Source organism: Stenotrophomonas sp. CASM101, assembly GCF_049384845.1.
In the GTDB taxonomy this organism is placed as follows: Bacteria; Pseudomonadota; Gammaproteobacteria; order Xanthomonadales; family Xanthomonadaceae; genus Stenotrophomonas; species Stenotrophomonas hibiscicola.
This window is the reverse complement of the sequence record NZ_JBMRFR010000001.1, coordinates 706,573-719,564: the sequence shown is the minus strand read 5'-3', so window position 1 is coordinate 719,564 and position 12,992 is coordinate 706,573. Positions and strand designations below refer to the sequence as shown.

Annotated in this window: 13 protein-coding genes and 1 tRNA gene; 7 read left to right on the top strand and 7 right to left on the bottom strand. The window is 67.8% G+C overall.

The window, feature by feature from the left end; translation table 11 throughout:
- Positions 1 to 42 precede the first annotated feature (42 nt).
- Positions 43 to 486 carry a GNAT family N-acetyltransferase gene (locus VG543_RS03535; RefSeq protein WP_058979454.1) on the bottom strand — a complete coding sequence of 148 codons (444 nt, stop codon included), beginning with the start codon at positions 484 to 486 and terminating at the stop codon, positions 43 to 45.
- Between the two features lie 352 nt (positions 487 to 838).
- Between VG543_RS03535 and VG543_RS03530 the strand changes: the two genes are divergently transcribed.
- Complete coding sequence (locus VG543_RS03530; RefSeq protein ID WP_021204514.1) at positions 839 to 1,213, top strand: DUF3592 domain-containing protein; 375 nt, start codon at positions 839 to 841, stop codon at positions 1,211 to 1,213.
- Between the two features lie 336 nt (positions 1,214 to 1,549).
- Here the strand turns inward: VG543_RS03530 and VG543_RS03525 are convergent.
- Positions 1,550 to 1,642 (bottom strand) — tRNA-Ser (locus VG543_RS03525).
- A 143-nt stretch (positions 1,643 to 1,785) separates the two neighbouring features.
- On the opposite strand from VG543_RS03525, the gene dnaX reads away from it, so the two are divergent.
- From dnaX to VG543_RS03505, 4 genes are all read left to right on the top strand, one after another.
- Positions 1,786 to 3,834, top strand: coding sequence for a DNA polymerase III subunit gamma/tau (gene dnaX, locus VG543_RS03520; protein WP_134734705.1), 2,049 nt, complete (start codon positions 1,786 to 1,788; stop codon positions 3,832 to 3,834).
- Between the two features lie 6 nt (positions 3,835 to 3,840).
- Positions 3,841 to 4,161, top strand: a complete 321-nt coding sequence (locus tag VG543_RS03515) for a YbaB/EbfC family nucleoid-associated protein (RefSeq protein ID WP_019659509.1) — start codon at positions 3,841 to 3,843, stop codon at positions 4,159 to 4,161.
- A 108-nt stretch (positions 4,162 to 4,269) separates the two neighbouring features.
- Positions 4,270 to 4,869, top strand: coding sequence for a recombination mediator RecR (gene recR / locus VG543_RS03510; protein WP_019659508.1), 600 nt, complete (start codon positions 4,270 to 4,272; stop codon positions 4,867 to 4,869).
- A gap of 67 nt (positions 4,870 to 4,936) precedes the next feature.
- Positions 4,937 to 5,296 (top strand): histidine triad nucleotide-binding protein, encoded by a 360-nt coding sequence (locus VG543_RS03505; protein ID WP_005408300.1) that lies wholly within the window; start codon positions 4,937 to 4,939, stop codon positions 5,294 to 5,296.
- Between the two features lie 76 nt (positions 5,297 to 5,372).
- Here the strand turns inward: VG543_RS03505 and VG543_RS03500 are convergent, their stop codons facing one another.
- From VG543_RS03500 to VG543_RS03485, 4 genes are read right to left on the bottom strand one after another with little or no spacing between them, the layout of a single operon-like run.
- The gene (locus VG543_RS03500; RefSeq protein ID WP_019659507.1) at positions 5,373 to 5,900 is read right to left on the bottom strand and encodes a Slp family lipoprotein; all 528 of its coding nucleotides are present in this window, start codon (positions 5,898 to 5,900) and stop codon (positions 5,373 to 5,375) included.
- The gene (locus tag VG543_RS03495; RefSeq protein ID WP_262214649.1) at positions 5,897 to 7,846 is read right to left on the bottom strand and encodes a transglutaminase TgpA family protein; all 1,950 of its coding nucleotides are present in this window, start codon (positions 7,844 to 7,846) and stop codon (positions 5,897 to 5,899) included. Before VG543_RS03495 ends, VG543_RS03500 begins: the two co-directional genes overlap by 4 nt.
- Positions 7,839 to 8,762 (bottom strand): DUF58 domain-containing protein, encoded by a 924-nt coding sequence (locus tag VG543_RS03490; protein WP_032955142.1) that lies wholly within the window; start codon positions 8,760 to 8,762, stop codon positions 7,839 to 7,841. The genes VG543_RS03495 and VG543_RS03490 overlap by 8 nt, the downstream gene beginning before the upstream one ends.
- Positions 8,763 to 8,785: 23 nt before the next feature.
- A complete protein-coding gene (locus VG543_RS03485) occupies positions 8,786 to 9,739 on the bottom strand; it encodes an AAA family ATPase (protein ID WP_021202627.1) in 954 nt (317 codons plus the stop codon).
- Positions 9,740 to 9,781: 42 nt separating this feature from the next.
- Here VG543_RS03485 and VG543_RS03480 point away from each other — a divergent pair, with 42 nt between their 5' ends.
- Positions 9,782 to 11,617, top strand: coding sequence for a glycosyltransferase family 39 protein (locus tag VG543_RS03480; protein ID WP_423177742.1), 1,836 nt, complete (start codon positions 9,782 to 9,784; stop codon positions 11,615 to 11,617).
- Positions 11,618 to 11,717: 100 nt separating this feature from the next.
- Here the strand turns inward: VG543_RS03480 and VG543_RS03475 are convergent, their stop codons facing one another.
- Complete coding sequence (locus tag VG543_RS03475; RefSeq protein ID WP_019659502.1) at positions 11,718 to 12,287, bottom strand: Maf family protein; 570 nt, start codon at positions 12,285 to 12,287, stop codon at positions 11,718 to 11,720.
- A gap of 113 nt (positions 12,288 to 12,400) precedes the next feature.
- Here VG543_RS03475 and VG543_RS03470 point away from each other — a divergent pair, with 113 nt between their 5' ends.
- Complete coding sequence (locus tag VG543_RS03470; RefSeq protein WP_019659501.1) at positions 12,401 to 12,910, top strand: YceD family protein; 510 nt, start codon at positions 12,401 to 12,403, stop codon at positions 12,908 to 12,910.
- The last annotated feature ends 82 nt before the right edge of the window (positions 12,911 to 12,992 follow it).

Below are 12,992 nucleotides of genomic sequence, written 5' to 3'. Positions count from 1 at the left end.
TGTTGGATCCAGGCTTGCGTGGATCCGGGGCGGGGCGGAGGGCTAGACCCTCCGCTCCATCTCCACGGCGTCGATCCCGGCGCCGTGGCCATTGGACACGATCCGCGTCACCTGGAAGCCCAGCCCGGCATAGAAGCCCTGGGTGTGCTGGCTGGTACTGAGCGTGATGCGCTTGATCGACGGATCCGCTTCGGCCTGGCGCAGGCGTGCCAGCGCCAGTTCGCGGCCCAGTCCCTGCCGGTGCAGCGCGCGCTGCACCATGCCCCAGCAGAAGCCGGCACTGCCGTCGCCGCGTCGCGACAGGCCGCCACAGGCCACGATGCTGCCATCGCGCTCGATCACCTGGAATGCACAGTCCATGGCCTGCTCGCGCAGGAAGCGTTCAAAGTCGCTGCGCTCTTCGGGCGCGAAATAGGTGGGCACGTTGCTGTCGAACATCGACAGGCAGGCGCTGGCGTCTGCGGGGCGGTAGAGGCGGAGGTTCATGGGAAATGCCATGGAGTTGCCCGGCTGCATTTCAACCGTCCAGACGTTGGGAGAGGGCGAAGCGTTCCAGGGTACATGGAGCGATGCCGATCCTTTTCCAGGTGACTTTTCCCCACTCGAATGACCGTGCTCGGGACGCAGGCGCCTGTACCAGGCGGGTGCGTCGTTCGCGGGCAATGGCGAGGCGCATGCGGCCGCGATGGCGTGCAGCGGGGCGCGGCGGCTTCCGGGCTATGCTTTCGACACATGGGACTGACCGCGCGGCAGGATCCGCCGGCCCCATTCGTCTTCCTGCCTGCAACGGAGCTGCCCAGTGACGCCCGACCCTTCTCTTTCCCGGACTGCCCAGCTCATGCGTGGTCTGCTGTTTGGCGCGGTGGGCCTGTTGAGCCTTGCCGTGGCCGCCCTCGAGGTGACGCATCGTCTTGAGTTCCTGGAGGTCGCGCAGGCCGTTGATGGCCAGGTCGAGCGCCTGAACGCCGGCGGATCGCATCCGCAGGTCGCGTTCACCACCGCGACCGGCCAACGCATCTCGTACCCGCAGGGCGGCATGATTTTCGGCTATGAGCCTGGGCAGCCGGTACGCGTGCTGTACGACCCGGCGCGACTGCGGCTGGAGCCGGTGCTGGATACGTTCGGTGCGTTGTGGGGAATGACGGTCGTGTGGGTGCTGCTGGGGCTGGCGTTCGTCGGCGCCTGCGTGCGGGGACTGCTCCGGCGCAGATGACTCGCGGCCGATCGCGCGCCGTCGGCGGGCGGGCCGTTGGACCGGCCACGGCGGCAGCGCCTGTTCAGTCCGGCAGTGCCTGCGGCGATTGCCGCCAGCCAAAATAAAAAAGCCGCCCACTGGGCGGCTTCTTCATTATATCTGGCGGAGAGAGGGGGATTGTCGGGTGCATCCCTGCACCCGATCCCGATGCGCGTTGCGCCCCGGGACCAGCCTGCGGCTGTCCGGTTCTGCTCCTGCAGAACCGTCGAACCCCGGCGGGGCTTCTCACTACCCATCCCATCCGCCAGACAAACGCAAAAGGGCCACCCTGTGGGCGGCCCTTTTGCGTTTGTCTGGCGGAGAGAGGGGGATTCGAACCCCCGAAGCGCGGTTTAGACGCTTACACACTTTCCAGGCGTGCTCCTTCAACCACTCGGACACCTCTCCGGATCCCTGCCACCGGCAAACGCCTCAGCAGGGGCGCAGATTCTAGCGGGCGGCGCGGCCGGACACAAGCGCCCAGATCACGGACGCATCCGGGCGCATTGTTGGCGAGGGGGCTGGACAGGCATGGCACAATGGAACATCCGATGGAAAACGGTGGCCTGATGTCCTACCTCGTCCTTGCCCGCAAGTGGCGTCCGAAGCGTTTTGCCGAGCTGGTGGGCCAGGAACACGTGGTCCGTGCGCTCAGCAACGCGTTGGACAGCGGCCGTGTCCACCACGCGTTCCTGTTCACCGGTACCCGCGGCGTGGGCAAGACCACCATCGCGCGCATCTTCGCCAAGTCGCTGAACTGCGAGCAGGGCACCAGCGCCGACCCGTGCGGCCAGTGCGCGGCCTGCCTGGACATCGACGCTGGCCGCTACATCGACCTGCTGGAAATCGATGCCGCGTCCAACACCGGCGTGGATGACGTGCGCGAGGTGATCGAGAACGCGCAGTACATGCCGTCGCGCGGCAAGTACAAGGTCTACCTGATCGACGAAGTGCACATGCTGTCCAAGGCGGCGTTCAATGCGCTGCTGAAGACGCTGGAAGAACCGCCGGAGCACGTGAAGTTCCTGCTGGCCACCACCGACCCGCAGAAGCTGCCGGTCACCGTGCTCAGCCGCTGCCTGCAGTTCAACCTCAAGCGCCTGGACGAGGATCAGATCCAGGGCCAGATGACGCGCATCCTGGCGGCAGAAGAGATCGAGGCAGACGGCAGTGCCATCGTACAGCTGGCCAAGGCCGCTGACGGCAGCCTGCGCGACGGCCTGTCGCTGCTGGACCAGGCGATCGCCTATGCCGGCGGCGCACTGCGCGAGGACGTGGTACGCACCATGCTGGGCACGGTCGATCGCACCCAGGTGGCGGCGATGCTCGATGCGCTGGCCGAGGGCGATGGGCCGCGCCTGCTGCAGGTGGTGGCCGCGCTGGCCGAATTCTCACCGGACTGGAGTGGCGTGCTGGAAGCGCTGGCCGAAGGCCTGCACCGCATCCAGGTGCAGCAGCTGGTACCGGGTGCGGCCGCTGCCGAAGGCCTGGACGCCGTCGCATTCGCCGAGCGCCTGCGCCCGGAAGTGGTGCAGCTCTGGTACCAGATGGCCCTGAATGGCCGCCGCGACCTGCCGTTGGCGCCGAGCCCGCGCGCAGGTTTCGAAATGGCCGTGCTGCGGATGCTGGCATTCCGCCCGGCCGTAGCAGTCCCGCCGGTACCGAAGTCGGTGGATGGTGCAGGCAATGCGCCGGGTGGCAATGCTGCCGGTGGTGGCACCGGGGCGGGTACCCACGAAGCGATGCCGGCGACTGCCGCCGCTTCGGCAAGCCCGGCCGTGGTGGCGCAGGTGGCCGCTCCGGTGCAGGCCGCGCCGCGCGAACCTGAACCCGAACCCGAGCCGGCCCCGCAACCCGAACCGGACCCGACGCCGGAGCCCGAGCCGGTTCCGGTGGAAGAGCCTGTGCAGCCGCCGCCGATGAAGGCCGAGGCCGCTCCACCGGCTGCTGAAGCGGAAGCGGGCGACGACCTGCCGCCGTGGGCCACCGACGAAACCGAGGCGCGTGACGAGGCGCTGGCGGCCGAGATGGCGGGGCCAGACGCCGCCATGGTCGCGCCCTGGCATGAGCCGCCGGCTCCCGTCGTGGCTCCCAGCGAGCCTGCACCGCCCGAGCGCCCGTTCCGCACTGAAGGCATTGCCATCGCGCCGGCCGAGCCCGCGCCAGTGCAGGGGACCGCGCCGCTGGAAGGTGTCAGCGACCTGGCCACGGCCGAGGACTGGCTGGATCTGGTGGCCAACAGCGGCCTCAGCGGCCCGTCGCGGCAGCTGGCGGCCAACGCTGCCTTCATCAGTTGCCAGCACGGGACCTTGAAACTGGGCCTTTCGCCCGGATTTGAGTACCTGCGCTCTGAGCGTGCGCTGGCCGCCCTGGGCGAGATGCTGGAGAAAGCCCTTGGCCAGGCCCCGAAGATCGTGGTCGAGACCGTGGAGATCGAGCACGTTCCGGCCGAGACCCTGCATCAGCGTGCCGACCGCCAGCGTAGTGAGCGGCAGCAGGTGGCAGAGGCTGTTTTCATGGACGATCCGGAGGTGCAGGTGCTGATCCAACAGCACGGTGCCCGGGTTGTTTCCGATTCCATCCGTTCTTTTGACGAGTAAGAGACTATGCGCGGCAACATCGCCCAACTGATGCAGCAGGCCCAGAAGATGCAGGAGAACCTGCAGAAGGCCCAGGAAGAAATCGCAAGGATCGAAGTGACCGGCAGTGCCGGTGGCGGCATGGTCAGCGTGACCCTGACCGGCGCCAAGGAATGCCGCAAGGTGCGCATCGACCCGTCGCTGACCAGCGACCCGGAGATGCTGGAAGACCTGATCGCCGCCGCCTTCAACGATGCTTCGAACAAGATCGATGCCGAGTCGAAGTCGAAGATGGGTTCGGCCACCGCTGGCATGCAGTTGCCGCCGGGCATGAAGCTGCCGTTCTGATTCTTGGCGGGGCGCCTGCTGCAGGCGCCCGCTGCAACCCTCAGTCGAGCATGGCTCGACTCTACACGTAGCTGTCGAGCTTGCTCGACGCCATCAAAGCACACCGCCGTGTCCGCACCCCTGCTTGAACAATTGATCGACGCGCTGCGGGTGCTGCCTGGCGTGGGCCAGAAGACGGCGCAGCGCATGGCCTACCACCTGCTAGAGCGCGAGCGCGAAGGTGGCCAGCGCCTGGCCCAGATACTGGCGCTGGCGGTGGAGCGCATCGGCCACTGTGCGCAGTGCCGCGATTTCAGCGAAACCGAGCTGTGCCCGACCTGTGCCAACGGCAGCCGCGAGCGCAGCCAGCTGTGCGTAGTCGAATCGCCGGCCGACCGCCTGGCCATCGAAAACGCCACCGGCTTCCGCGGTGTCTACTTCGTGCTGCAGGGGCGACTGTCGCCGCTCGATGGCGTCGGCCCGCGCGAACTGGGCCTGGAGCAGCTGGAGCGACGGCTGGCCGAAGGCGAGGTGCAGGAGCTGATCATCGCCACCAGCGCCACTGTCGAGGGCGAGGCCACCGCGCATTACCTGGCGCAGCTGGCGCGCGCACGCAAGGTACAGCCCAGCCGCCTGGCGCAGGGCCTGCCGCTGGGCGGCGAGCTTGAATACGTTGATCGTGGCACGCTGTCGCACGCGTTCGGTACGCGCAGCGAATTCCGCGATTGAGCAACGGCCGGACGTGGCCGGGCGTGGGCGGCCTACAATGCGGGAGACATCTCCGCCGAGGCCGACCATGAGCAACGAAACCCTTTTCAGCAAGATCATCCGTCGTGAGATCCCGGCCACCATCGTCTACGAGGATGACGAGGTGCTGGGCTTCAAGGACATCGCACCGCAGGCGCCGGTGCATGTGCTGTTCATCCCGAAGAACGAGATCATTCCGACCCTGGATGACCTGCAGCCCTCGCAGGCGCACCTGATCGGCAAACTGGCCCTGGCCGCTGCCGAGTACGCGCGCCGCGAGGGCTTCGCGCAGGACGGCTACCGCATCGTGATGAACTGCCGTGAGCATGCCGGGCAGACCGTGTTCCATATCCATATGCACCTGCTGGCGGGGGCACCGCTGGGGCATTTCGGTGCGCCTGGGCGTTGAAGCCCCTGTCCACGCCATGCGTGGATGAAAAAGGCCGCCCGAGGGCGGCCTTTCCGTCATGCCTGTGCGGTGGCGATCACCACCAGCCCCAGCGGCCATAGCCGCCCCAGTAAGGGCCCCACGGACCCGGACCCCACGGGCCATAGGGGTAGGGCACCACATCGACCTGGCGCTGTTCCGGCCACAGGTAGATGACATCGGCCGCCAGCTTCGGCAGGCGATAGTCGTACTCGCCGATGCGGGTGTTCTGGTAGCCGTCGATCTTGCCGATGAAGGTGACGTCACGACCGGCCTCGAACACCGCCGGGTCGTAGAAGCCGGCACGGCAGGCGATGAAGCGGCCGTCGCTGGCATCGGACGAGGTGGTGTTCGGGCGGCCACTGCCATTGAGCGGGCGCGAGATGATCTGGAAGCAGGTCTCGCCCTGGCCAGGCTTGGTTTCGATGATGCGACCGCCCCAACGGACCGGCGTGCCGACCTGCTGGGTAGCGACCGAGTCGCGAGGAGAGACCAGGCTGAACTGTCCCTGCAGCGGCTTCGGGGCCGTGGCGCAGGCCGACAGGGCCAGCGTGGCCACAGCGGTGAGGAGGAACTTGGTGTTCATGGGGAGGCTCCGGAAGTCGGGCGATGCCTGCGCAGGTCCCGCAATAATGAGGCGAGGTCGTTGCAAGTTCCAGCGTAGCGCGCGTCGGCGAAACGCTGGCTGAGCGCGAGCAGGGTCGGGTCGGGTCGCTGCCGGTGAACCCGCTGTGCCCAGTGCTGTGCGGTTTCGTGCGGTTCTCGGGCCAGGCCGAGGCGGGCGTAGCGTCGCCCGAGGCGATGCCAGGCGCGCAGCAGCGGGTCGCGTTCGCGCTCGCCGCGGGCCAGCAGCCAGGCCATCCACGCCAGTGCCAGCAGGGCGGCCACGACGAAGCCGGCGACCAGCTGCCCGGGACCCAGATCGTCCAGCCCGAAAGGCTTGAGCAGTTGCTGCTGGCGGCGCGCATCGAAGGACAGCACCAGATCGTTCCAGCCGCGGCGCAGCCAATCCCCCATCTGGCCCAGCTGCAGCCACCGCTGTCGCAGTGGTGTGTCCGTGCCGGCCTGCAGGCGGTCGTCCAGCGTGTCCAGGATGCGTTCCGGTGCCACGGCCGCCGTCGGGTCTACCCGTACCCAGCCGCGCTGCGGCAGCCACACCTCGGCCCAGGCGTGGGCATCCATCCGCCGCACCACCCAGTAGTCGCCGATGCGGTTGCGGGTGCCGCCGGCGAAACCGGTCACCACCCGCGCGGGTACACCCGCGTTGCGCATCAGCACCACGAAAGCCGAGCTGAAGTGTTCACAGAAGCCGGCCTTGTAGCCGAACAGGAACTCGTCGATCGGGTCGCGCCCCGCCGCCGGGGTATCCAGCGTGTACGAGAAATCCGTGGTGATCCACTGCAGCGCGCGGCGCACGATGGCCTCGTCATCACCGCCGGCGTCCTGTCGCCATTGCTGGGCCAGGGTGGCGGTGCGCGGGTTGAAGCCGGCCGGCAGCTGCAGCGTCGCGCGGCGCAGAAGGGGCGACAGCGTGCTGTCGAACTGCCGTGGAGGGGCCGAATGCAATCGCCAGCGGCTGAGCGAGGCCAGCGGGCGTTCGCTGCGCAGGCTCATGTCCGCATCCAGCATGCTGCCCGCAGGCGCACCGCTGGGCAGGTCCAGCGCCACAAGCTGGCGGCGGTCAGTCGGCTCGTAGTCGATCTGGTAATCCCAGCCCTGTGTACCGGCTTCAACCACCGCAGCAGGTCGCCGCGCGCTCGCAGGCTCGCGTGTCCAGCGCCGTCCATCGAAGGCGGTCAGTACAGGGCCGCGCCAGTAGCGCTGCGCCGGCTCGGGTGGGGCACCGAAGAACTGCACGCGCAACGCCGGGGTGTCGTCGGCCATCAGGTCCAGCCACTGGCCGGGTTCCATGCTGTCGGACAGCCCCGGTGTACCCACGGCGCGCTCGGGAACGCCCCACAGTGGCGTGGCAAGGCGCGGGAACAGCCAGAAGCAGGCCAATGCCAGCGGCAGGCCGATCGCCAGCAGGCGGCCGACACCACGCAGCTGCCCGTGCAACGGCAGGCGGCCAGCATGGCCTTCATCCTGGGCCAGGCGTTGCAGGGCGAGCAGTGCGCTGACCCCGGCCAGCGCGGCCAGTGCTGTTGTCAGCGGCCCCTGGTCGAGCAGGAATGCTGCAAAGGGCGAGAACAGCGCAAAGCCGAGCAGACTGCGGGCATCACGCAGGCTGCGCAGCTCGCTGGACTTGATCGCCAGCATCGCGGCCAGCAGCGCGCAACCGGTGTCGCGTCCTGGGCGCACCATGCCCATCTGCCAGACGATGGCGCCGAGCATGGCCAGCACCAGCAGCAGGCGCACCGGCATCGGCAGCACTGTCCGCCGCGACAGGGCGGCGGTGAAAATCGCCGCCAGCGCGATCACGCCCGCCAGCAGTGGCGGCAGCTGCAGCAGCAGCGGCAACAGAGCCAGCGCCGCGCTGGCCAGGGTCCAGTTGCGGGCGTTGCGGTCGAGCAGCTCCGGGGTCTCAGTCATGCGGCATCAGCGCCAGCGCGCGCAGGCACAGGTGGTGGTGGCTGGCGCCCTGTCCGGGCCCGAACGGCGGGTGTGCAGGCAGCAACAGGGTGTAGCGGCGGCCCTCGCGCTCGGCTACATCCACCCAGCGCGCCAATCGAGCGATGCGTGCTTCTTGGCCCAGCGGCGCCAATGCGCGCCAGTCGAGGACTACTTCAATGCCGACCGGTTTTTCGTACTCGCGCACCAGCAGGCTGTCGCGGCGTGCCGAGTGCTTCCAGGAAATGCTGCGCGGCGCATCGCCCGCCCGGTAGGGGCGCAGCTGATGCAGTTCCTCGCCGCTGGCGTGGGCACGGGTATGCAGCGGATCGCTGCCGCTCTCCGGCAGTGCAGGCGCCAGGGCTTCGGCCAGTGGGTAGACCAGCAGCGGCTGTTCCGGCCACACCCACGACCACGCCCGCACCAGGCCCAGGGGCTGGGTCGTGGACAGGCGGATACGTGGAAGCTCCAGCCAGCCCCGGCGTTCGCTGGGAACCTCCAGTTCCACTTCACCACGGCCGTGTGCAGGCAGCGAGGTCCAGGCCTGGCTGTCGCCCAGCTGGAGATGAAGGCCGTGCCGCGCACGCGGATCCCGCAGAGAGAGGTCCACGCGCAGGCGCAAGGGTTGCCCGGCCGGTACCGGCTCGGCGGAGATCGCGTCGATCTGTACGCCGGACAACTGGAGATGCGCGGCAATGGCACTGGCGATTGCCGCTGCCGCCAGCAGCAGGGCCAGCAGCAGGGCGGGATTGTTGTTGTAGTTCAGCGCGCCCAGCAGCATGGCTGCCAGCAGGATTGCAACGAACAGGCCGAAGCGGGTGGGCAGCACATAGATGCGATGGCGATCCAGTCGCTTCGGCAAGGCTTCGGGCCTGCGCGGCCGAGCCAGCAGCTGCATGCGTGCCCAGCGTGTGGCCACGTTCAATCCACCGCGACGGTCTGCAGGATCGCGCGTGCCAATGCCGGCCCTGAACTGGATTCGGCTTCCGCCACCAACCGGTGGCCGGCCACGGCGACGAACAGCGTCTGCACGTCCTCGGGCACCACATGCCCGCGACCCAGCAGCAGTGCATGTGCTCTGGCTGCACGCAGCAGCGCCAGGCCGGCACGCGGCGACAGGCCGACGCGCACGCCTGCGTGCTGGCGGCTGCGGGTCAGCAGGGCCTGCACATAGTCGATCAGCGCGTCGCTGGCATGCACCTGGTTCACCGCGTCGCGCAACGTGCGCACCTGGGTGTCATCCAGCTTCGGCACGGCCCGCGCGATCAGGTCGCGGCGGTCGCTGCCACGCAGCAGCTCGCGCTCGGCCTGGGCGCTGGGATAGCCCATCGCCAGCCGCAGCAGGAAGCGATCCAGCTGTGAATCCGGCAGCGGGAAGGTGCCTGACAGGTCCACCGGGTTCTGTGTGGCGATGACGAAGAAAGGGTCCGGCAGCGGGTGCGTCTGCCCGTCCAGGGTGACCTGCTGCTCGGCCATCGCTTCCAGCAACGCGCTCTGCGTGCGCGGGGGGGCGCGATTGATCTCGTCGGCCAGCAGTACGTGGGTGAATACCGGGCCTGGGTGGAACTGGAACTGGCGGCTGCCGGCTTCATACACCGACACGCCCAGCACATCGGCGGGCAACAGGTCTGAGGTGAACTGCACGCGCTGGAAACTGAGGCCCAGGCTGCTGGCCAGCGCATGCGCCAGCGTGGTCTTGCCCAGGCCGGGCAGGTCTTCGATCAGCAGGTGGCCGCCGGACAGCAATGCGACGAAGGCCAGCCTGACTTCCGGCACCTTGCCCAGCACCAGTGCGTTGACCTGATCCTGTGCCTCCCGCAGGGCCTGACGCAATTGATCGGTTAGCATGCTGGGATTGGGGGACGAGGCTGGCATGATCGTCTCAGATCTGGAATCCACTCGATTATCCATAGAGCAATGCAAGGCGAACAGCGCGCACGGACGATATTTCTCTGGTTATGGACGCTGGTCACAGCGGCCAAGCTGATCGTTGCCGCGCGCCTGCCGCTGTTCGTCGACGAAGCGTTCTATTGGCAGGAAGGCCAGCATCTGGCCGCAGCCTATTCGGACCTGCCCGGGCTGACCGCGTGGCTGGCCCGGCTGGGCGTTGAGATCGGTGGCCATCACGTGCTCGCGTTGCGCCTGCCATTCCTGGCCATCGGTGCGCTGCTGCCGCTGCTGGTGGTGCGCACGGCCACGCGCTGGTTCGGCAACGTGGCCGGTTGGCAGGCGGGCAGCCTCACGCTGTTGATGCCGTTGTCGGCGACGCTGGGCCTGCTGGCGGTGCCGGACGTGCCGATGGCACTGGCGGCGGTGATCTGCCTGCATGCCGGCGCGCGCCTGCTGCACAACGTGGATGCCTCCTCGGCGATGAAGCTGGCGCTGGGCCTGTTGATCGGTGCGCTCAGCCATTACCGCTTCATCGGTGTCATCGGCGTGGGTTTCATTGCGCTGCTGGCATTGCCGCAGGGGAGGCGCATGCTGGCCGATCCGCGCGTATGGGTCGCGTTGGCGGTGGGCGTGCTGGCGTGGCTGCCACTGCTGGCGTGGAATGCGGACAACCACGATGCCGGGCTGAAATTCCAGGTGGTCGAGCGTCATCCCTGGGCCTTCGAATGGGGCGGGCTGTGGTTCCTGGTGATCCAGCCGATGCTGGTGACGCCGATCCTGTGCATGGCGATGTGGAAGGTGGCGCTGGCAGGAACCCGGAGCGGTGGCGGCGCGCGCGTGCAGTGGCGCTATTTCGGCCTGGTGGGCGGCGTATCCACGCTGGGCATTTTCGTGCTCGGCTTCTTTACTGACGTCGAGCGGATCAGTTTCCACTGGCCGCTGCCGGGTTACCTCGCACTGCTGGTGGCGGTGCCGGTGGTGCTCAACGGCTGGCCGCGCTGGCTGCGCCGCACCGGCTGGTGGTTGGCCGGTGCGGGCATGGTGCTGGCCTTCGGCTACTACCTGATGGCCTCCACGCCGGCACTGCGCGAGCAGGTGGCCGGCAGCAAGTACTACCCGCGCAATTTCGCCGGCTGGCAACCCCTGGCGGTAGCGGTGCGCGAGGAGTTGCGGCAGATGCCGCAAGGGACACGCGTGCTGGCCGGCAACTTCAAGGTCGGCGCTGAACTGGGTTTCCAGCTGGGCAATGGCAACATCGAGGTGCTGCCGCATCCGCTCAATGACAAGCATGGCCGCACCGCACAGCTGGCACAGTGGGGCCTGCTGCATCAGGGCGAGCGCACGGCGCCGATGCTGCTGGTGCTGTCACCCAGCGACCAGCGCTATCGCGAACTGCTGGCGCGCTATCACGTCATCTGCGATCAGGTGGGGCCGCTGCCTGCGCCACGCGTGGTCAGCAGTGATCACGGATTCCAGCGCTTCCTGTTGTTCCGCCTGCCGGTGCAGCGCGCGCAAGGGCCGTGCGTGACGCCGGCGATGGCGTGGCTGGATGCGCCGTCCAACGGCGAGAAGGTGTCCGGCACGCTCGCGATCAAGGGCTGGGCGTTCAAGGATGGCGTCGGCCTGGCGCGGGTTGAAGTGCTGGTCGATGGCCGCTCCATCGGTGATGCCCGCTACGGGCGTGTGTTCGACGTGCGCCACACCTGGCCGGACAGTACCGATCCGCAGCATCCGGCGGTGGGCTTCGACGCATCGTTGGATACCACCACGCTGGCTCCGGGCAAGCACTGGCTCGGGCTGCGCCTGCATGGCCGCGATGGCAGCGTGGAGGCGTGGCAGGAGCAGCCGTTCGAGGTTCGTTGAGGTCCTCTGGTCCTGTAGAGCCGAGCCCATGCTCGGCTGCTTCTGCTTCAGATGCAGGCAGCCTCAAAAAAACAGCCGGGCATGGGCTCGGCTCTACCGTTCACGGCACCGCGAAACCTGCCCTGCGCAGCAATCCGCATAGCGTGATCAGCGGCAGGCCGATCAGCGCGGTCGGGTCGCGGTTGTCGATGGCGTCGAACAGGCTGATGCCCAGGCCCTCGCATTTGAAGCTGCCGGCGCAGTCCAGCGGCTGTTCGGTGGCCACGTAGCGGGCGATCTCGTCCGGTTCCAGTGCGCGGAAGCGGACCTCGGTCAGATCGGTGGCCGTGAATGATGCTCCATCACGGCTGAGGCAGACGGCGGTATGGAAGTGCACGGTCTGCCCGGACATCGCCGCCAGCTGTGCGCAGGCGGCCTCGACCGTACCCGGTTTGCCCAGTGGCTGGCCGTTCAGGTCCGCGACCTGGTCCGAGCCGATCACCCACGCGCCGGGATGCCGGCACGCCACCTCGACCGCCTTGGTGGCGGCCAGGCGGGTGGCCAGGGCCAAGGGCGCTTCGTTGTTCAACGGGGTTTCATCCACCTCAGGGCGCGCGCAGTCGAAGGGCAGGCCCAGCCGCTGCAGCAGTTCACGGCGGTAGCGGGACGTGGAGGCCAGGACCAGTGACATGCGACAATACCGGGGCAGGGCGAAGCAGTCTGGCCCGTCTGCAGCGCCAGCGGCAAGTCCTGTATGGCGGGCATTTGACAGCCGCCGCCCCGATCCTTAGTATTCAGCGGCTTATGTCCGCGAACGTGCCCGAAACGCTGGATGCCTGGCGGATGGTTGTAGCGCGAAGGCGCTTCGACGGTCAGGTCTCCCTGGCTGAATTGACCCGCCTGCAGGGGTTGGTCGCAGATACCGACGGCGAGTGCGTCTACTCGCTTGAATTCGGTCGCGACGACGTCTTGCGGGTATCCTATGTGGAACTGACCATCGACACCGCGTTGCCGCTGACCTGTCAGCGCAGCATGCAGCGATTCCTGTTGCCGGTGAAGGTGACCCAGAGGCTTGGCCTGATCCGCGACGAGGACGAGGAATCGTCCCTGCCGGAGGAATACGAGGCGTTGCTGGTGCCGGAAGATGGCCAGCTGAAGCCGCTGGATCTGGTCGAGGACGAGCTGGTGCTGGCGGTGCCGGTGGTACCGCTGTCGCCCGACGGTGAAGCAGTCGACAAGGACTGGGCGCCGAGCGAAGAAGAAACAAAGAAGGCCAACCCGTTTGCGGCGTTGGCGGCATTGAAGAAACAATAGCAGCCGGTTGTCGTCGGCGGCTGCGGCGAAAGCGAAAAGTGTGCTGGGCGCTGGCGTCCTGTGCGACGAAACGACGAAGCAA

Coding starts and splice junctions, on each gene's coding strand:
- VG543_RS03500 (WP_019659507.1), bottom strand. CDS start 5,900: ATGAACACCAAGTTCCTCCTCACCGCTGTGGCCACGCTGGCCCTGTCG.
- VG543_RS03515 (WP_019659509.1), top strand. CDS start 3,841: ATGCGCGGCAACATCGCCCAACTGATGCAGCAGGCCCAGAAGATGCAG.
- VG543_RS03470 (WP_019659501.1), top strand. CDS start 12,401: ATGTCCGCGAACGTGCCCGAAACGCTGGATGCCTGGCGGATGGTTGTA.
- VG543_RS03475 (WP_019659502.1), bottom strand. CDS start 12,287: ATGTCACTGGTCCTGGCCTCCACGTCCCGCTACCGCCGTGAACTGCTG.
- VG543_RS03530 (WP_021204514.1), top strand. CDS start 839: ATGCGTGGTCTGCTGTTTGGCGCGGTGGGCCTGTTGAGCCTTGCCGTG.
- VG543_RS03485 (WP_021202627.1), bottom strand. CDS start 9,739: ATGCCAGCCTCGTCCCCCAATCCCAGCATGCTAACCGATCAATTGCGT.
- VG543_RS03490 (WP_032955142.1), bottom strand. CDS start 8,762: ATGCAGCTGCTGGCTCGGCCGCGCAGGCCCGAAGCCTTGCCGAAGCGA.
- VG543_RS03505 (WP_005408300.1), top strand. CDS start 4,937: ATGAGCAACGAAACCCTTTTCAGCAAGATCATCCGTCGTGAGATCCCG.
- dnaX (WP_134734705.1), top strand. CDS start 1,786: ATGGAAAACGGTGGCCTGATGTCCTACCTCGTCCTTGCCCGCAAGTGG.
- VG543_RS03495 (WP_262214649.1), bottom strand. CDS start 7,846: ATGACTGAGACCCCGGAGCTGCTCGACCGCAACGCCCGCAACTGGACC.
- VG543_RS03535 (WP_058979454.1), bottom strand. CDS start 486: ATGAACCTCCGCCTCTACCGCCCCGCAGACGCCAGCGCCTGCCTGTCG.
- VG543_RS03480 (WP_423177742.1), top strand. CDS start 9,782: ATGCAAGGCGAACAGCGCGCACGGACGATATTTCTCTGGTTATGGACG.